Consider the following 19,341-nt stretch of genomic DNA (forward strand, 5'->3'; position numbering starts at 1 on the left):
TGAAGACGCACTTGATTATCTAGAAGTATGACCCTTGGTCTTCTTCGATCTGAAATCTACTCGCCAACTGATTGGTTGTAGAGCAACAATAGAAATGGTCGGTCCAAAGATTTGGACTTGCGACAGTAGTTACAATGGACCGAAAAACAGAAAAATAAAATGCTCTTCTGCAGCTTAAGAAGAAGAGCAAAAAACATTAACTTATACGCTTTTTAAGCGACGCACATTTATCTTTTTGTTCGGAATATTTTTCGCACTTCTCTAATGTTGCAATCGCTTTGTCGTTACTACCCAAATTAGACTGTGCAATACTTTTTTGGATAATAAACTTACTTTCGTTTCCGAAGGTTTGTTCGGCGAGTTCGATAGCGGTTAGAGCTTCTTTAAACTTCTGCATTTTCAAAAGGCGCTCGATACGGCGTTCAAACAAGTCGGGTGACGCATCTTCCCAGCGGGATATCAGTTCAAGGTTTTTCATTGCTTTATTACTATCGCCTTGTGCCATACGTATATCGTACATAATCTCGCGCATGTATGGATGCGACTTAGTTGAAGAAGTTAGTGACCGAAGTGCTAGCCTTTCAGCCAATTTGGTCTCACCTTCGCTAAGTGCATTGGCGGCCTGAAAGGCTAATTTGTAGCTTGTTAAAGTTTCATCTACTTGTGTAATTTCTTTTATTTCGCGCCATGATTTTTTGTTAACACGACGTCGAATTTCAGGTTGATAAACCCGCATTGCATAACTTTTCATGTTCCCATCGCGAATATCGGGAGCCATATGACGTTTTTGAAAGTAGTCTGACACTGCGCCCAACGACTTCGTTAATCCTTCGGTGAGGAAACTGTCAAACTCTTTACCAAGCGAATTAAAATCACCAGCAGACAAAGCTGCGGTAAGCGCTTGTTGTTTCTTATCCCAAAACACACTTAGCATGCCCTTTTGTTTTCCTTGATAATTCTCGAGACGTTGCAGCACATGTGAGTTAGCGCGTGGTGAATATCCTGCAGCCATTGCGAGGTCGAAACCGAGCAGGTCAGCTTCATCCTCTTGAGTGCGTTTCCAAGCGGTACTCCAGACGCTATCTGAAATAGTTTGAATAACACTGTTATATATCATGGCTTTCGAAATGTTTTCGCTGCCTTGCTCACTGGGGTTGTACTGCAGCTTACGAGTGCCCCCTTGTTTTACAATACTGGTGTCTTTTGCGACGTTTGCCATCACTATAGCACTGGCTAGCATATTCACATTTTCTTTATTCTCTTGAACCACTACGTCGCGTTCGTGGTGGCGAAGCAATATATGGCTAGCTTCATGAGCGATAAGTAGCGCAATTTCATCTTCACTTTCAACATTGTTTAGCGTACCAATCGGCAATCTAATCATGCCGAATGAGTCAGCATATGGTGCAAATGATTGTGAGTGAACTATTTGAATCTGGACATTAACCGGGTTTCCATCCCAATGCGCCAGTACCTTAGCCAGTATGCCGTCTACGTATTCTTGTAATATTGGTGAGTGGACCACGTGAGTTTTTCGAATGTGGTTTGGTGATAGGTCTGCACCAGAGTAGCTTATTAGGCCACCTACACCACTTAGTTCGTCTTCTCGGGTTTTGTATTCAGCTAATTTAGACTGGCTAATGTACTTACCATCAAAGTTATTGTGAATACTGTCACCTGCGAGATTTGAAACGGCATCGGACATACCTTCTAAGGTGCTCTGACATGCGGTTAGGCTCAAAACCACACAAGCCATCAATGTAGACTTTAAAAGCTGATAATTAGTTTGCATTTTCACATGTTCCCCCAAAGCCCATAGTACCCGCTTCTCTGCTGTCTTTTGCGTCAGTGTGACCAATCTTGTAGCATGGCAGATCCACTTTTTTTCCCTGATTCAATTTAACGAAATAAGTGTCTAACCATACGATTTGTCCAGTGTTATCCTCAATAGCGACCAAATCTAGATCGTCGTTGATTTCCATTACTGGAATATTAGTTTTGGGTAGCGACGAAACGGGAACAGTTGCAATAACTTTACCATCAGAACTAAACGTATCAATTGTCTCTACATTAAACTCTGTAATAGCGAGAGGGTCGGCGTTGAGATGTCCGAAGACTGAGCACATCATCAGTATCACTGAAAACTTCTTCATCATTTGTTTTTCTCCTTGGTATAACCTTTTAGTTTAGAACTTAGTGTTTTAAGTGGTGTAAATAACCTTATTTTTACTGCCAGAATCGTGAGGATCAACGTTATTTGCGCTACCCAATTGATTGGTTGAAAGTTCATCACAAACGAAAAGAAAAACACGGTAGTGCCTACGAAGGCTACTAGTGATGCTGCAGAAAGAGCAATAAAGCGTTTGTTGGTATGGTTTAGAGGCAAACCTGCAATCGAATGGGTGGTTACTTTTTCGCGCCACATAAACACCAATAGAAACAACAAGCAGTCGGTAATATCAGCAAGATCAATATTGCGCCACACATTAGGGGCTGGACGAAAGTACCTATTGTGGTAAGTGAGTAGATTATCTAGTGCCATAGCATGGAGATATACACCAGCAATATTTCCATGTATGGGAGAATACACCTGATCACGCGCCCCCTGAATCAATGCTCCTACCATGACAAAGTTGTCCTTTATTAACGACGAAAGTAAAGCGCGACCTTCGGTCGAGGTTGTCTCCAAATAGTCTGGCGGTAAAGTAGTTGAATAAGCACAAGGTTGTCGCCATTCTGGCAATAGCTTCCAAAATACTTCGGATAACAACACTTTGAGCGACATTAAAGCGGCATTTTGATTGATTAAACACCCATCATTGTTGGTTAGTGAATATTGAGATGTTGAGAGGTTCATGCCCCATTGTATCGCAATAGGCGGGGTGTTCTGTAAGGGAGAGCATGAGTCGCTCTGCTCACAATACTGCTCATAAAGTGCAAATGCAGGGGTTGATACATTATTAACTGATGCTGGATAGAAAGTATCGTGTCCGAACCATTGCACGGCTACAGGAACTGTGTTGCCGAATAAATCGTTTTCAGAAAAAGCTGAGCCATCAACGCGAGGAACGTAAATTGGAAAGCGCTTTCCATAACCTTCAAAGACGTTTTCTAGTGGCCTTGATGAATCATTATTGGAAGATCTATCATGTGTGTACAATAAGTCTATAAAAAGCCCTTTAGGCTGATAACTTAATATTTTGCGTATAAGTTTAGATTGCTCTTTATAGCTTAGAGGCCACGTAAGATTATTTTTACTCAAATAATCATCGTCTATAAACACTACGACAACTTCCTCTTGAGAGTCATTAGGATAGTACATAGCAAGGATGCGATTTAATATGTCAGCTGACGCAGCGTCGGTAGCAGTTGTAATCTTAAAAGGGTCAAGCAGAAGTAATGTCACTAGGGCCACTGAACGAATCCACAGTCCGAAACGTCCCCAATGGCCACTTTCTACGAAGGTTATGAAATAAACAATGATTGCTTTGATGACAGCGTTCCGTCTTAGTCCCTTTGTTTAAAGTTTTATCGCCGATCGTTTGTTTTGTCAACAATGCTAAGATGTCAGTGTAGACTCATTTTCATTTATTTTTTTTAATGTAACCGCGAATCCAAGTCAGAAGTGCATCACTCGCAAAATCAAGCCGTTTCGCGTGATTCATTAAAGATGGCTTCAGACTGTTTGTAACTAAGGCAATTCCTTGGTTTCAAGTTCAGAGCACGTTGCGCTTGCACAACATGCTTGTCTGTTACTGTGCTCAGGTATGAGCCTTTACTTATGTACTGCCGCAGCTACCTATTAAAGTTTTCATTTAATCCTTGCTCGTAAGATGAAAACGGGTTGGCGAAGTAGAAGTCTGTTTTCAGCTTTTCAGCGACCAACTCGTGCCCGCAGAATTCGGTTCCATTATCTGCGGAAATAGTGGGCACCTACCTGCGATAGGCCATAATATACCATTCATTGCACGACTAACTTCCGTTGCGCTTTTCGCAGTCACCTTACGAATTAGATAAAACTTACTTTTGCGCTCAACCAAACTCACAATACCAAGAGTGGTGCACTAATGATCTGAATTCGGATGTCAAAATGTTTACAGCGCTATATTCAATTATTACTAACAACACCGCAGGCCACGCGTTCGCCACCGCCGCCGAGCTTTTTGGGGGTGTCTGAATAATTGTCCCCGCCTGCGTGAATCATTAACGCTCTACCTTTAATGTCTTCAAGTTCCAGTTCTGGCGCAAAAATAGGTTGGTCGGCATTTCCGTTTTCGTCAACGTAGATAACAGGGAGATCGCCTTCATGGCCTTTTTCAGACCAGGGCGTTCTATGTTTGCCTGTGTCTTCGGGGTCGAAGTGTCCGCCTGCTGCGCCACCCAGTACTTTTTTACCGTCTTTCATTGAAGGTGAGCAATCGCCATTCTGATGCACGTGAAAACCATGCACGCCTGGTGTTAATCCTGAAAGGCTGGGCGTAAACACAACGCCGTCATCGTCATAACTACTCACCATTACGCTGCCAATACTATTGCCAGTTTCTAGGTTTTTCATCATAACCTCTTTGCCATCATCGTTATGATGGCCCGCGAAACAACCTGCGCTTAGTAGTAATGAAATTGACCCTGCGAGGGTAAATTGTAGACGTTTCTTCATGATGTTCTCCTTATCTTCATATTCAACGTTATTAAGCACTTGTGGCTAAGTATAAAGAGAGGGAGCACAAAACAAGCCAGTTTGATGTGTGAATAACATAAACGCTGCTGGCCCTAGTGAGAGGAGCTCTCAAGCTATGTTTAGGTTAAATGTCTACTGGTTAGTACCAGCGCTTAATCATGCAGATCACGCGCTATTATGAAAAAATTACCGAAACATTTTTTATCTCGTCACGCTTTTTTACTTGGCTCACAACGGTGTTTTTAGTAACCGGCAGGGTATCTTGAAAGCAATACCAGAGGTGAATGAAAGGCATACTCTTCAGAGACAGCTGTAAGATATAGCTGATAAAAGATATGCCGTAAGCGACAGATGGTAATGAACATCGTTGTGGCTTAGCGCATTTAAGCTTCAATCCAGAGTTTTTTTAGCTAGGAAAATAGTGTGCTTACTTCCTTTTCCTTTGCGAGCTCTGGCAATACGAGTAGACACTTTGTAGCCTGCATTTTTTAAACGCACGGAAAACAAATAATCAGGCCCAGCTGACCATATGGCAAGCATACCGCCAGGTTGAAGCACATTATAGATTTCTTTTAAACCGTCTATTGAATATATCCAGTTATTGTCAGAGTGCGTTAGGCCTTCAGGTCCATTGTCCACATCGAGTAATATTGCATCAAACGTTGGCTTTCCCGTATTTAAAAGGTGTTTAACATCACCAACGACAACATTCGTTCTAGGGTCTTGAAGTGGGTTTTTAGCGCAGTTGCCAAGGGGGCCTTTGTTCCATTCAACAACTTCAGGAATGAGCTCGGCAACAGTAACCTTTGAGCTCGGCGTAACTTCGTTTAAGGCCGCTTTTAGTGTGTACCCCATGCCTAAACCGCCCACTAAAACGTGTGCGTTTGGTGTTGTTTTAAGGTGAGCACATCCCATTTGAGATAACTCTTTCTCTGAATTGAATACGCGGCTATTCATCAATTCGCCACGAATTCCAGAAAGCCTAATACTAAATTGCTGATCTCGCTGAGAAAAGGTTAACTCGCCACCATCATTTGGAATTCTAGCTGTACCCAATTTAACCCATGAAACCATGTGAACACGTGCCCTTTTAACCGTATATATTGCGTGAATTGAATGTCGGCGAGCAGAGTAGCACAGAAATAAATGAGGGCAGAGCCAAATTAACTCAACGGCATTTGGTATTCGCTTTATAAAATTTACGATTGAACGCTGAAGAAAATGGGCAAGGTTGATGGAAGGTGAATAAGGTGCCAATAAAAGCACCTTAAACGTTGAACTGGTTTACGGTGTGAGTAACGTCGCCCGTGCAATATCCGAGCGACGCAATAAAAGCAACGATTCACCACGATTTAGCAGTGGTTGTTGCTTTTTGCTCTTACTTGGCGCCTGCGCAGTAGCACTGCGCCACCAACAAGTATCAAAGCAAGTGCGCTAGGCTCTGAAACTGTCTGGGTTTCAAGCGCTTTTACTGAGAACATTACGCGACCATTTGGCTTAAAATTTGTGCCAGAATAATTGGGGTCAAGCTCCCAATTAAAGGTTGCAGTGCCACCAATGGTGCTAAACTCCATACCACTGTCGTTCTGTAAGTAAAACGTCTTTTTGTTATCTCGGTTTACACCAAAATTAAGCCCATCTACCGAAAAAGTGAGGCTTGAAGAAGAAAACATGCCATCAAAACCACTAACATTCATCCAAATACCCACGGTGTTCCAAACACCCTCATTGGACGTGTGAGTTAACACTAAGTCATCTAAAATAAAAGTAGTGACTAAATTGGAACGGCTCAATGACCACGTAAATTGATGCGAAAATGTGTCTGTACTACTGACATTTTTCCAGAACAAATCACGTGATGTATTATTACCCCACTGTTGCCCTTGGGACAAGAACACGTCTTTACCTGCAGTAGCGCCAGTCGATAAATTCTCATCAACCTTTACTTCTGAAAAGAAAAGTTTTTCGTATTCATCTGGTTGGCCAATCAAAACCAAAGACGCGAAAGAAACGTGTGAAAAAACCAATAGTACGCTTAGAAAGGTTAAACGCAAAATTGTCATGACTACCTCTTATAAAGCTATTGCTTCAACAACAAAAAAGAAATCACCTGATCGAGTTATCAGCTGAGCGATTTTCAACATGGCCGCGCTGACTGCACTATTTAGTGCATGACAAGAAATAAACGTGCCAGTTTTATTTTTAATTATAAAACAATGGCTTAATTTGATTTTCCTTTTAGGGTGTAAAATTATTTGACGCTTAAAAGCTGTCTTTGCATAAACAGCAATGCTGTATCAAATGCCGAATCGGCTCTTTTAAGTGCTCAACAGCAGCTTGACGATACTATTATTACTGTACCTTACGATAGTGTCGTTTCTGAGGTGTTGGTAGAACCCCAAGAGCAAGTTGGCGCGTTGCAACCCATTGTGCGTATATTGCGTCAAGATACTCGCTCTCAAATTGAAGTGCTTATTGACGAGAGCCTAGCAACACATTTAGCTATCGGCTCACATCACGTGGCAAGTGTTCCGGCACTTTCCATCGATACCCTCGATGTTACTTTACAAGAAATTACTGCAAATAATTCACAATTAACTACTTACAGAACGACCTTTGTAACCAACGACGTCTTGAGAAATGCTATCGACGGCTTAAGTGCCACGGTGTCTATCTCTATCACACCTTCAAATACAGGTTTTCGGTGGTTTATTCCACATGGAAGCTATCTCATCATGCCAAAAGGGGAAGCCTACCTGTTTAGAATTGATGAGCAGGAGCAGCGTCTTGAGCAGGTGGCAATAAAAATTGGTGACTTTAATGAAGAGGGCGTTTTTGTTTCTGGCGAACTTAAAGAAGGGCAATGGGTTGTGAGTAGAGGCGTTAAGTATTTGTCTAATGGTCAAACCGTGCACGCTGGGGTTAATCGCCCTGAACTAATTAATGAATAAGGGCACGCTATGAATATCACGACTTTGGCAAATAAATATCCGCCGTTTGTATTCACTGTTCTTGGTTTACTGATGGCGATGGGGATTTACAGTTATTTTACATTGCCGGCACAAGAGGATCCTAAAATCACAATTCGTGAGGCTGTGGTAACTACAAAATTTCCGGGGCTTGACGCTCAGCAAATGGAACTACTGGTAACTAAAAAGCTAGAACAAGCTATTCGCAAAGTTTCTAAGATAGAAGAGATAAGAAGTACTAGTCGCAACGGCGTGTCTATTATTCACGCAAAAGCCTACGATCACCTATTTGAACTTGATCAAGTGTGGGATGATTTGCGCGAAAAAGTTGACGAGGTGTACCCTCAACTACCTCAAGGCACAATGCAGCCTGTTATCAATGATGACTTTGGTGACGTCGCAGTAATGACATTTGCGCTGGTGGGTAAAGACTACAGTATGTATGAAAAACAACAATATGCCCATCATATTCAAGATCAACTGTACACAGTAGACGGTGTTAAAACAGTTGACTTACATGGCGTGCAGACAGAGCAAATTACAATTGAGTTTTCGAGTTTAGCGTTGTCTAAATTAGGAATGCCGCTATCACAGGTTTTATCACAGCTATCAACACAGTTACTGTTAAAGCAGGGAGTGCCCGTTGATAAACCCAATAATGGTTTTTCGGTTGTTATTGATAGTACCACCGAAACGGTTGACGACATTCGAAATAAGCCTATTCAATTGCCAAACTCCAACGACACCGTTGCGCTCAAAAGTATTGCCAACGTTAGTCGTCAAGCTGTTTCACCGCCCTCGCGTTCAGCGTTTTTCAACGGACAGCAAGCCATCGTTTTTTCCATTACTATGCTAGATGGCTTCAGAGTGTTGAAATTTGCTCCAAGGCTATTAGATAAACTGGACTTGATGCGCGACAGTTTGCCAGCAGGAACGTCATTGCACATCATCACGTATCAAGCAGAACAAGTCGAAAAAGCCGTATTTGGTGTTACAACAAACGTATTACAAACTTTGGTTATTGTACTTGCCGTAGTCGTTTTCTTTCTCGGAATACGGGTGGGGTTAATAGTGGGTACAATAGTTCCAAGTGTAATGCTAGTAACCCTCGCAGTTATGGGGATTTGGGGTATTCCGCTTGAGCGAATGTCGCTGGCTACAATGGTTATTTCGCTTGGGCTCTTAGTTGATAATGGTATTGTTATCGCCGAAAACTTTAAACGAAAGCTAGAAGAGGGTTCAAGTAAATCAGACGCCCTTGAGAAAACAGGCGAAGAGCTTTCACTTCCTCTTTTATCCTCAACACTCACCACTGTTTTATTTTTCTTACCGCTTATGCTGGCAGCACATTCGGCGGGTGAGTATACGCGCTCTATTTCCCTAGTGATCTTGATATCACTATTGAGTTCTTGGCTCTTAGCAATGATGGTTACCCCAATTTTATGTAAGAAATATATGCAACAGCCGGTAACTGAAAGCAAATCATTGCCGCAAAAAAAGAATACTAACTCAACCGTCTTCGTCAAAATAGAGAGACATTACGCAACGCTGCTAAATCGCTGTTTGAATAATAAACTTCCGACTGGTGCTGCGTTAATTTGTGTATTTTTTATAGGGATTTATGGCATTAGCAACGCACCAGCAGAGTTTTTTCCTAGCAGCGATAGAAAGCAAGTTCTGCTCACTTTAGATTTTCCGACACAAACCTCGCTGACAACAACAAACCAATATGTAAATGAGGTTTTTAATTTAATTCAAACAAATGATTCACTGCAATTTATAGAAAACGCTGTTGCGTATACAGGTTACGGCGGGCCGCGTTTTGTGCTGTCGCTTGCACCACTTGATCCAGCCGATAATAAAGCGTTCATGGTGCTATCGGTAAACCAAGAAACTCAAATGCAACAGGCATTGTCTGATATACGACGTACGTTTGCCGATAATTTTCCCTCTGTGCAGATACGAGCTACTGACATGTTTCTTGGTCCATCAGACCCTGGCATTATTCATGCTCAAATTAAAGGACCAGACGCAGAGCACGTATATCAGAAAGGTTTACAGCTACAACAAAAAATCGCTTCAATACCGGGTGTGATTGATGCGTGGCAGGATTGGGAAAACCCCACTCCTCAAATTCGAGTGAAAATAAATAACGTAAAAGCGCGACGTGCGGGTATTTCGACTCAAGATATCTTTTCAGCGTTGTCTATGTTCTATCGTGGAAACTCAATAGGGAGCCTGATTGAGGGAGATGACGAGATACCACTTGTTGCTATTGGCCAAAAGGGTGAGAGGCGCTCGATAGATACGCTAAAGCGAATTAATGTTAATCCCCAAGGAGACCCTGAAATAATGTTGTCTCAAGTGGCTTCACTGGTTGTAGAAAGTCAATATGGCGCAATACAAAGGGAGGACTTTAGTCGAACTGTAACCGTGGAGGCACGTCCCACTCTACAATCAGCAGAAGATTTGGCGCCAACGGTGCTACCCATTTTCAAACAGATTGAAGAAACACTTGCCGATGGGCATAGCGTGGAATTTGATGGCATTATTACCGATTCTGCAAAGGGTAAAGCCGCGCTAGCAGCAAACGTTCCTATGGCCTTAGGTGTTGTATTCTTACTGCTTATTGCTCAGTTTAATGGTTTCATTCGTCCAATTATTATCGTTATGACAATTCCTTTATTAACCGCAGGAGCTGCGTTGGGGTTATTTGTGACCCAAAGCCCTTTTGGTTTTATGGTTATTTTGGGGCTGCTGTCTCTTGCTGGAATTATTATTAATAATGCAATCGTATTACTCGATAGAATTGACATAGAGCGGAGTAAGCAAGCTACATTGAGAGATGCAATTCTTGTGGCAGGACAGCGTCGGTTGCGGCCTATTCTGATGACAACAATAACGACCATTTTAGGCTTGCTACCACTTATTATTTCAAAAGATCCGCTGTTTTTTGGTATGGCGAGTGTCATTGCTTTTGGCTTATTTGTCGGTACGTTATTAACCGTTGGTGTTACACCTTTGCTTTATGAAACGTTGTTAAAAAATAAATAGTACGATGTTATAGATTACGGTTTGATTCATACATTACGCAGGGTCAAGCCCTGGAACGAGGGGAGCCTGCACGGCAATATAATCAATGAACTTTCTTAGTCGAGCAGGCATAACGGTGCTGTGAGAGAAAATGGCATTCACAGTAAGGAGATCTTTAGGTACTGATGCTTCTCCAGCTATATTTGCTTCAACTTCTTCTAACTGAGGCAAAAGCGCTCGCATTTTAAGGTAATAGCGCTCACCCGCGTCAGTAATAACAGATTTCCCGTGGCTGCGATCAAGCAGCTTTGCATCCAGCTAATATAAAACGTTTGTTTGATGAGGCAGAAAGCACGTTTGGAGGTATCGATATCGTAGTGAATAACGCAGGAGCGATAATTAAAAAGCCAATAGCTGACTTTACCGATGAAGAGTTCGAGCGCTTAAACGCAATTAATAACCGCGGCCTATTTTATTCTTTGAGAGAAGCAAGTACTCGCCTTCGTGATGGTGGCCGCATTATTAATAATGCAACATCACTACTAGCAGGTGCTGCACCTGGGTATGCAATATATGGTGGAACCAAAGCGCCCGTTGAAGAATACACGCGTATGCAAGCAAAAGAGCTGGGAGGTCGGGGCATAACGGTTAATAGTGTTGCACCAGGACCTATTGACACACCTTTTCTCCACGCTGAAGAAAACGAAGGATCTACTGCATACGCCACCAGTTTGTTTACAGAAAATCGCCTTGGTACCGTTAACGACATTGCACCGGTTGTTTCATTTTTAGCTCAGGCTGAAAGCGGATGGGTAAACGGTCAAACTCTCTGGATTAATGGCGGTTACTTAACGCGCTAAGGCTTGTGCTATTAAAAGCTTTAGGCTTTTAATAGCTTAAATAGCCGCGGCGGCAATATTATATTGTAGTTGTTTAGTTACTGCATCGTTTAGTTACTGCATCATATAGTACCGCTCCCCCTGCTTCTCGCTGTGTCAATACTGTGTAAAGATTAAGTAAAGAGTCCGTAGTTCTATAGAGTTCTCAATAAAGACGTCTATATACTGCCCATAGAAACTGTGAGTCGTGCGCGTGTAGGTGGTCTCTGCACCGTAAATACTCTAATCAATGGGAGCTAAACATGCTTAGATTACAGTGGTTACTGGTTTTAATACTGCTTTGGCTTATTTCTGCGTGTGGAGGCGGGGAAGGTTCAGATGATGCTGTTGCTGAACAAGTGACTGCGCCAATTCCAGCGCCTTCTGAACCTGTATCAGAGCCTAGCGGTAAGTTTGCAACACCTCAATCAACCTCTCGATTCTTGACAATGGCAACGTTTGGCCCCAAGGCTGATGAAGTTGCTGCACTTACAAATACAAGCCCATCAGAGTGGATGCTTGACCAATTTGATAAACCCATTACGCCATTTCTATTAAAGGTTCAAAACTACTTTGAACTGGGTACTCGGTCAGCGGGTATGGCAGCAGATGGTTTTGATCAAGGTGCCACCACGTGGGTTTTTTGGCAAAATGCCATTCATGGTGAAGATCAGCTTCGCCAGCGAATGGCGTATGCACTTTCTCAAATAATGGTGGTTTCTAACGCCAGTGGTGGCTTACTTGGAATATTTCCGCAAACTGTGGGTTACTTTCAAGATATTTTGGCAGAGCATGCGCTTGGCAATTATCAAGATTTACTAACGGCAGTTACCTATTCACCAGCAATGGCAGAATACTTAACGTACCTTGGAAATCAAAAAGGAGATAAGAATACAGGACGTGTTCCGGATGAAAATTACGCGCGAGAAATATTACAGCTCTTCACTACCGGCCTAGTTGAATTAAACGTTGATGGTACGCTGTCGTTAGATAGTCAAGGAAACCCAGTTGAAATTTACGACAACAACGATATTACAGGTCTTGCGAGAGTGTTTACCGGTTTAAACGACCCGCGACTAGACCTTGAGCGCAGCATTGTCGGACGACTAGAAATAATAAGCCAAGCGGTTTCTCAGCCCCTTGCCATAGAAGAAGCGCAACACTCCTCTTTAGAAAAAGCGTTTCTCAATTTTACCATTGCCCCAGATACACCCGCTGAACAATCGATTTCGTTGGCGCTCGAGCACATTATGAGTCATCCCAATGTGGCACCTTTTGTAGCAAAGCAACTTATTCAGCGCTTTGTAACAAGCAACCCGCGCCCACAATACGTTGCAAGGGTCGCAACGGCATTTAATGAGGGGAAGTTTATCCTGCCAAACGGTATTGAAGTAGGGGATGGCCGCAAGGGCGATCTTAAAGCCACTATTTCAGCTGTATTATTCGACCCCGACACCGCAGAGGAGTTTGCTTTTACGAATGATGAGTTTGGCAAGATACGCGAACCTATTTTGCGCTTAAGTCATTTTATGCGAGCATTCAGTACCGATATGAACAACCCCGAATACGTGTTTCAACTTTATGACACATCGTCGTTAAGTGTGCTAGGACAGCACCCTTATCGTGCTCCTTCGGTATTCAACTTCTACCGACCGGGATACACAGCGCCCGGCACTTTATCAGCGCAATCAGATCTGGTTGCTCCCGAGTTGCAAATTGTAAATGCGTCAAGTATTCCGGGCTATATCAACCTCTTGTCTTACGGCGCATTTGGCTCGCAACGAGACAACTTTAATCAAATGCGACCTGTATTTTCGCGCTTTCTTGTTCCGTTTGATGAAGCCCGCGCTCGCGCCAGTTTTGTCCCTAACTATAGCAATGTTTTGCCATTAGCCGATGACGCTACAGCACTTGTCGAATACCTCAACGAAACGTTAGTTTATGGCAGTATGAGTGAAGCATCGCGACAGCTACTAATTCAAACCTTAAACGCATATCCCCAAGAAGCTCTTATAGACAGTGCTGGGCGAGAAAGGCTAATTGCCTACGCCGTTGTTATGGTTATGTCTACCCCTGATTACCTCGTTCAGCGCTAAGGAGAACTGTTATGCCATTATCTCGTCGTGATTTTTTACGGTATTCCATCGCTTCTTCAGTTGCAGGGGCTTCATTAATGGGATTACCTAACAGCATCACCGCTCATGCAGCCTCTCCAGAGAGCTACAAAGCGCTTGTATGTGTGTTTCTCTTTGGGGGCGTTGACGGGCACGACCTATTGCTTCCCTACGACTTGCCCTCCTACAACGGTTTTGCCAATATTAGGCAGTCGCTATTGAATCGCTATCAAGGCGCTCGCGATAGAGAAAACTTACTTCAGCTTACGCCCAACAATAGCGCGCAGTTTGGTAGTAGAACGTTTGCACTTGTGCCTGAAATGCCCATGATTAAGTCGATGTTCGATTTGGGTAGAGCTTCTATTGTGAGTAACGTCGGACCGCTCATTGAGCCTGTATCTGCGCAGTCTTTTGCTAACGGCTCTGTCAATATTCCACCGCGATTATTTTCGCACAACGACCAACAGTCTATTTGGCAAGCAAGTGCTCCTGAGGGCGCACAATTCGGTTGGGGAGGGTTGTTTGCCGACGCTATGTTGGCGGCTGGTGAAAATGCAAATATAGGAGATTTTGCTACCTTATCTACAGCCGGTGTTGGTCCCTTCTTAACAGGAAAAAGTGTGTCTCCTTATCAAATATCATTAGCCGGTACGGCGGGTATTACGGCACTGCAGCAAACGAATTCAGTGAATAATGATTTTCGGGGCTTCCTAGACGCTGCTCGCCAACGTTTTTTATCAGAAGGCTTCACTGGCACCAACATTTTAGCGCGAGACATCGCGTCTAAATTCAAAAACGGAATAGAGGCTAATGAAGTGTTTGATACTGCGCGTGCATCAGCTTCTTTACTTACTACTGAATTTCCAACAAGCGGACTTGGCAGCCAATTAAAAACCGTGGCTGAAACCATATCTATCCGCGACAGCCTCTCAGCTACTCGGCAAATTTTCTTTGTTGGATTAGGAGGCTTCGACACGCATTCGAATCAAGCCGCAGATCTCCCCATATTACTATCGCAACTTGATAGTGCGTTAGGCGCTTTTGATTTAGCCATGTCCGAGCTTGGGTTGTCACAAAATGTGACTACCTTTACCGCCTCAGATTTTGGCCGAACACTTACGGTCAATGGCGATGGCACTGACCACGGGTGGGGTGGTAACCAAATTGTGATGGGTGGGGCAGTACGCGGGAACAATATTATTGGTGAGGTCCCTCCACCACTACTAGGCCACGACTTAGATGTGGGCAATGGTAGAGTTGCTCCCACCATTTCGGTAGAGCAATACGCAGCGTCTCTTGGTCGATGGTGGGGACTAAATGACACGGAAATTATGAACGCGTTGCCAAACCTGAAAAACTTTGACTCCACTGATTTAGCGTTGTTTCATGCCTAATGGTTACCGTATTATGGCCTTAGCTTCATAAGGCTTCTGATGCGCTTATTTGGTATTTCTTTGGTGTTTCTCTGTAAGAAGCTGGAGGGCGCATATGCACCCTCGTAGCCCTCCATTTTAACTAAGGCCCAGTACAGTAGACAGGGCTTCATGAAGCGTGTGGTGGGGGTCTGCGCATTTTGTGAAAGCTCGAAAGCAAACGTGACCGTCTGGCCTAACTAGCAACACGCCATCATCATCAATTTCACTTAACCTTGCCCATTCACCAAATAGGTCTTCAACATCCTGTCCTGGCCCTACAACTACTGAGAATATGTCGATATTCAAGTTACTAGCAAGTATTTCTGCTGCAACACTCCACTGCTCGCCACCTAGCCCAGTGAAAAGCGTGAATCGCCCCTTACCGGCTAAATCCAGTGTAGAGACTTCCTTACCGTCATTATATAACCAGCAGTGAGGAAGCCTAGCGCCCGGGAACGTTGTTGGATGATAAAACAGCTCTTTGTCTTTGTGATAAGCTGGTTCATCTGTACCATCAGTGGCTACTGCATCACTGACATATCGGTGATTAAGTTCGACGCCGTGTGCATTAAACTCATAATTTTTGTTATGAATAGCTTCTCGTAACGCTTTTCGTTTTGCTGCACCAGCAGCAGTATTGTTTTTTCGCTCTGCAATATTACTGATCATTTGAGCTGGATCTTTAGTTGACATTAGTCCCAAAGACTCAAATATACGTCCATAGTCCGCGACTGACTTATTGGCTCGTTCAACAATTTGTTTAGCAATGGGGGCCCGTTCTTTATCGTATGACTCAAGAAGTTTTTCATTAGCATTTCCTCTTAAAACCATCGCGATTTTCCAACAAATGTTATACGCATCCTGAATTGATGTATTCGAACCTAAGCCATTTGTCGGAGGGTGTCTATGGATAGCATCGCCCATACAAAACACGCGCCCTTCACTGAGCTTTGTAGCGTACATGTGGTTTACCGTCCATGTTGAAATAGACTTAATTTTTACGTCTAGCTCTTGGTCGCCAACTAGGTTACGCACAATTCTAATGGCTTCATCGTCTGGAAGGTCAGGCGGCCCTTCATTGATATCGTAACCCCAAATTGCAAGCCATTGATTCCAAGGCCTCACCATGCGCACTACACCCATGCCAACGCCTCCAACATCTGAGCCTGGTTGTAAAACCCAATAAAGCACACTGGGGCGATGGGCAACATATTTTGTCATATCTGCATCAAACAAAATGTTTATTGAGCCTGCTAGACCCATTTCGCCCTCAAATGGAAGCGCCAGTTGTTTTGCAATAACCGAGTTGCTTCCGTCTGCGCCCAAAAGATATTTAGAGCGCACTTCAAACTGCTGACCGGTGACTCTATCTTTCAGTTTCGAGGTCACCCCATTCTCGTCTTGCGTCATAGATATAAATTCAGAGTTAAATCTGGTTTTTGTACCGCGTTTTGCCGCGTTCGATACAAGTATCGGCTCCATCAATGTTTGGGGAATATCCAACATTGGACACGGGCTCGCATTTTTATAGTCAGCTTTTCTCTCTGGTGACGTTCCCCAAGAATGAAGACGCCCAAGTTCTTCCCCGGTTAGGCTCTCGCATATAACGTTATGCCCCATTAAATCCTGTGGTGTGCCTATATCAAGGGCTTCTTGCTCAACCCCTACATCACGCAGTACCTCTAATGTACGTTGGTTAGTGATATGAGCACGGGGTGTATGTGCCAGCCAATTAAACCGGGTTACCATAAGTGCTTTTATTCCGTAGGTTGCAAGAAGAAGCGCTGCTGCACCACCTGCGGGTCCACTACCGACGATAAGTACGTCAGTTTCAATTATGGGTATAGACTGTTGCTTGTTCATTGTTTATGTCCAGTATATTTGTATAGGTGACTGTCATGACCTAATTGATAAATGCGCACTGAGAAAATACCTCATACGAAATGTGCTTTTATGCTGTTCTGACCTAAAAAAATGCGGGTTTGAACATATCTTTTTTGTGATTCACTTCACAATTTATTTACATATATCAAATAAAAATATAAAAATCCATTAAAAATATATTTTATTGGGTTGATATGCATTTGTAGCGGAAAGCTAGTGGGTGGGACGTATATTGAATACGGATCATTCTGTTGCAGATTAAAAAGAGTGGTTCAGAGTTACAGAAGAGTGGTGCACTTATTATCTGAATTCGACAGGGTAAAAATGAACTACTGTTATTTTCTGTAAAAAAATATATTATTATTCTGACAGCAAGCAATCTATGAGAACGCAAAAATGAAGGGTAAATCGCTGAAACTAGCGGACAAAATAACTGATAGCGTTAGAAATGACATTCTTACCTGTGCATTTATGCCTGAGACTAAACTAAAAATAAACGAACTTGCTAAAAAATACGCGGTAAGTCTAGGCGCAGTAAGAGAGGCACTCTCTAGTCTTTCGGCTGAAGGGTTGGTGTTGGCTATCCCACAGAAGGGTTTTGTTGTCGCACCTGTATCTATTGACGAGTTGGTTGATTTAACTAAAACCAGAATTGAGATAGAGAAGTTATGTATAGCAAGCTCAATTAAAAACAGTACATTGACATGGAAATCTAACATGGTAGCAGCATTGTACTTGTTAAGAAATGTTGAGCAATATGATACCTACAATAACGTAAGGGTTTTAAGCAGTGAGTGGAGCAATGCGCATGAAAAATATCACGAAGTGTTGGTCAGCGCTTGCGATAGTCAAATTTTATTAGATATTCGGGCTCAGCTGTATGCAAAAAGTGAGCGATATAGGCGACTCTCAGTGCCGCTTAACAAAGCAAAACGTGATGTGGCAAAAGAGCATGAGTCAATAGGTCAAGCTGCGCTAGATGGTGATATAGATCTTTGTTGCAGTTTAATTGCATCTCACCTTCGCTTAACCATGGACATTGTTTTGTCTAGCGAGCAACCCTTTGAAATTGAGAAGTAAAAAAATCATGGTCGTATCACGTTACATCACATCGCATTTCTACCACCATATAGCTCAACTAAATACACGATAAGTACTCAATAAGTACTCAATAAGTACTCAATAAGTACTCAATAAGTACTGAATAGTACAACACATTGATTGAGTTACTCTCTTGCAGGGACAGTTTGCATTATTGTGTCCCTGCTTTCCTTTCGTATTTTTTCCCCTCGAACAATAAATAGTCAAGAGCTTACTACTTTACAGCTTACATTTACTCAACGTTCCATTCGATATTTCGCTGCCTTTCAATAAAATATATTTTTTGTTGACAAAAATATTTATTTAAATAGTATGTGTAAAAAATATGTAAACTCATTGTGAAGGCGAAAGTATGAAGTTATTTAATTTACATCAATCAAATAAGCGATTTATCGCTATTGAACAAGCAGACGGTTCGGTTCGTGGGCTCGAAGTTGCAACGGGGTCTATTCCAACAATAGAAGAGTTCCTGACGCTTACAAAAGCTGCACAAGCTTCAATCAGCAAAAGAATTTCTGATGGCAAAGAAATCAATATGGACACGGTTGATTTTTTACCTGCAGTATCGGCGCCGGGTAAAGTAGTGTGCATTGGGCTCAATTATCATGATCATACGAAAGAATCAGGTTATGACCAGCCTGATTATCCAACCATTTTTCCGCGTTTTAATTCCAGTTTAACCGGTCATAATTGCCCAATTATTCGCCCGACGATTTCAGATTCACTGGATTTTGAGGGCGAACTCGCCGTGATTATTGGTAAGGGCGGGAGACACATATCTAAACAAGATGCGCTTAATCATGTGTTTGGCTATAGCATTTTTAACGATGGCTCTGTACGCGAGTTTCAGTTTAAATCACCTCAATGGACTGTAGGCAAGAATTTTGATGATACTGGCGCTTTTGGACCCTCAATAGTAACCGCCGATTCACTCCCTGCAGGCGGCAAGTCGCTCAAGCTACAGACCCGTTTGAATAACAATGTCGTTCAGTCTGCGAATACAAGCGACATGATCTTCCATGTCGATGAACTCATTTCAATCTTGTCTCAAGCGGTCACTCTTGAAGCTGGCGATGTTATAGTGGCCGGCACGCCTTCTGGGATAGGCTGGGCAAGAGATCCAAAGATACTCATGCAAGAGGGAGATGTTTGCGAAGTGGAAATTGAGGGCATTGGTACGCTTAGCAATCCTATTAAGCAAGAATCTGTGTCAAAACCATCTCTATCTAAAACGGCATATCGTTCAATGCGGTAGGTTATAAAGGAAGC

The 19,341-nt window shown here is 42.9% G+C and carries 15 protein-coding genes and 1 pseudogene; 7 read left to right on the plus strand and 9 right to left on the minus strand.

Features of this window, described 5'->3' with window-relative positions; translation table 11 throughout:
• Nucleotides 1-196 precede the first annotated feature (196 nt).
• The 7 genes and pseudogenes from V7R39_RS04395 to V7R39_RS04420 form a co-directional block, all read right to left on the minus strand.
• The gene (locus V7R39_RS04395) at nt 197-1,792 is read right to left on the minus strand and encodes a M48 family metalloprotease (protein WP_334028552.1); all 1,596 of its coding nucleotides are present in this window, start codon (nt 1,790-1,792) and stop codon (nt 197-199) included.
• On the minus strand, nt 1,782-2,156 hold the full coding sequence (locus V7R39_RS04400; RefSeq protein ID WP_334028555.1) for a hypothetical protein: 375 nt from the start codon (nt 2,154-2,156) through the stop codon (nt 1,782-1,784). Before V7R39_RS04400 ends, V7R39_RS04395 begins: the two co-directional genes overlap by 11 nt.
• On the minus strand, nt 2,153-3,415 hold the full coding sequence (locus tag V7R39_RS04405; protein ID WP_334028557.1) for a CHASE2 domain-containing protein: 1,263 nt from the start codon (nt 3,413-3,415) through the stop codon (nt 2,153-2,155). The genes V7R39_RS04400 and V7R39_RS04405 overlap by 4 nt, the downstream gene beginning before the upstream one ends.
• A gap of 227 nt (nt 3,416-3,642) precedes the next feature.
• Nucleotides 3,643-4,058, minus strand: a pseudogene (locus V7R39_RS17795) (IS30 family transposase); the annotation flags it as partial.
• 50 nt (nt 4,059-4,108) lie between these two features.
• Nucleotides 4,109-4,657 (minus strand): superoxide dismutase [Cu-Zn] SodC, encoded by a 549-nt coding sequence (gene sodC, locus V7R39_RS04410; protein WP_334028559.1) that lies wholly within the window; start codon nt 4,655-4,657, stop codon nt 4,109-4,111.
• Between the two features lie 411 nt (nt 4,658-5,068).
• Nucleotides 5,069-5,752, minus strand: coding sequence for a spermidine synthase (locus V7R39_RS04415; protein WP_334028562.1), 684 nt, complete (start codon nt 5,750-5,752; stop codon nt 5,069-5,071).
• Nucleotides 5,753-6,030: 278 nt separating this feature from the next.
• Nucleotides 6,031-6,741 (minus strand): PEP-CTERM sorting domain-containing protein, encoded by a 711-nt coding sequence (locus V7R39_RS04420; RefSeq protein ID WP_334028564.1) that lies wholly within the window; start codon nt 6,739-6,741, stop codon nt 6,031-6,033.
• Nucleotides 6,742-6,933: 192 nt separating this feature from the next.
• On the opposite strand from V7R39_RS04420, the gene V7R39_RS04425 reads away from it, so the two are divergent.
• Both V7R39_RS04425 and V7R39_RS04430 read left to right on the plus strand, forming a co-directional pair.
• Entirely contained in the window at nt 6,934-7,629 is a 696-nt protein-coding gene (locus V7R39_RS04425; RefSeq protein ID WP_334028566.1) for an efflux RND transporter periplasmic adaptor subunit, read from the plus strand.
• A 9-nt stretch (nt 7,630-7,638) separates the two neighbouring features.
• A complete protein-coding gene (locus V7R39_RS04430) occupies nt 7,639-10,701 on the plus strand; it encodes an efflux RND transporter permease subunit (RefSeq protein WP_334028568.1) in 3,063 nt (1,020 codons plus the stop codon).
• Nucleotides 10,702-10,734: 33 nt separating this feature from the next.
• Here the strand turns inward: V7R39_RS04430 and V7R39_RS04435 are convergent, their stop codons facing one another.
• Nucleotides 10,735-10,911, minus strand: coding sequence for a hypothetical protein (locus tag V7R39_RS04435; RefSeq protein WP_334028570.1), 177 nt, complete (start codon nt 10,909-10,911; stop codon nt 10,735-10,737).
• 77 nt (nt 10,912-10,988) lie between these two features.
• Here V7R39_RS04435 and V7R39_RS04440 point away from each other — a divergent pair, with 77 nt between their 5' ends.
• The 3 genes from V7R39_RS04440 to V7R39_RS04450 all read left to right on the plus strand — a co-directional run bounded on the left by V7R39_RS04440 (nt 10,989) and on the right by V7R39_RS04450 (nt 15,066).
• A complete protein-coding gene (locus V7R39_RS04440) occupies nt 10,989-11,540 on the plus strand; it encodes an SDR family oxidoreductase (RefSeq protein WP_334028572.1) in 552 nt (183 codons plus the stop codon).
• Nucleotides 11,541-11,821: 281 nt separating this feature from the next.
• Entirely contained in the window at nt 11,822-13,654 is a 1,833-nt protein-coding gene (locus V7R39_RS04445) for a DUF1800 domain-containing protein (RefSeq protein WP_334028574.1), read from the plus strand.
• A gap of 11 nt (nt 13,655-13,665) precedes the next feature.
• Nucleotides 13,666-15,066 (plus strand): DUF1501 domain-containing protein, encoded by a 1,401-nt coding sequence (locus V7R39_RS04450; RefSeq protein WP_334028576.1) that lies wholly within the window; start codon nt 13,666-13,668, stop codon nt 15,064-15,066.
• A gap of 117 nt (nt 15,067-15,183) precedes the next feature.
• Here V7R39_RS04450 and V7R39_RS04455 read toward each other — a convergent pair whose 3' ends face one another.
• Nucleotides 15,184-16,950, minus strand: coding sequence for an FAD-dependent oxidoreductase (locus V7R39_RS04455; protein WP_334028579.1), 1,767 nt, complete (start codon nt 16,948-16,950; stop codon nt 15,184-15,186).
• Between the two features lie 417 nt (nt 16,951-17,367).
• Between V7R39_RS04455 and V7R39_RS04460 the strand changes: the two genes are divergently transcribed.
• A complete protein-coding gene (locus tag V7R39_RS04460) occupies nt 17,368-18,051 on the plus strand; it encodes a GntR family transcriptional regulator (RefSeq protein WP_334028581.1) in 684 nt (227 codons plus the stop codon).
• Nucleotides 18,052-18,424: 373 nt separating this feature from the next.
• Nucleotides 18,425-19,327: a fumarylacetoacetate hydrolase family protein gene (locus V7R39_RS04465; RefSeq protein ID WP_334028583.1), complete on the plus strand. Its 903-nt coding sequence runs from the start codon at nt 18,425-18,427 to the stop codon at nt 19,325-19,327.
• Nucleotides 19,328-19,341 lie beyond the last annotated feature (14 nt).

Origin of the sequence: Alteromonas sp. P256, from assembly GCF_036864455.1 — a bacterium.
In the GTDB taxonomy this organism is placed as follows: domain Bacteria; phylum Pseudomonadota; class Gammaproteobacteria; order Enterobacterales; family Alteromonadaceae; genus Alteromonas.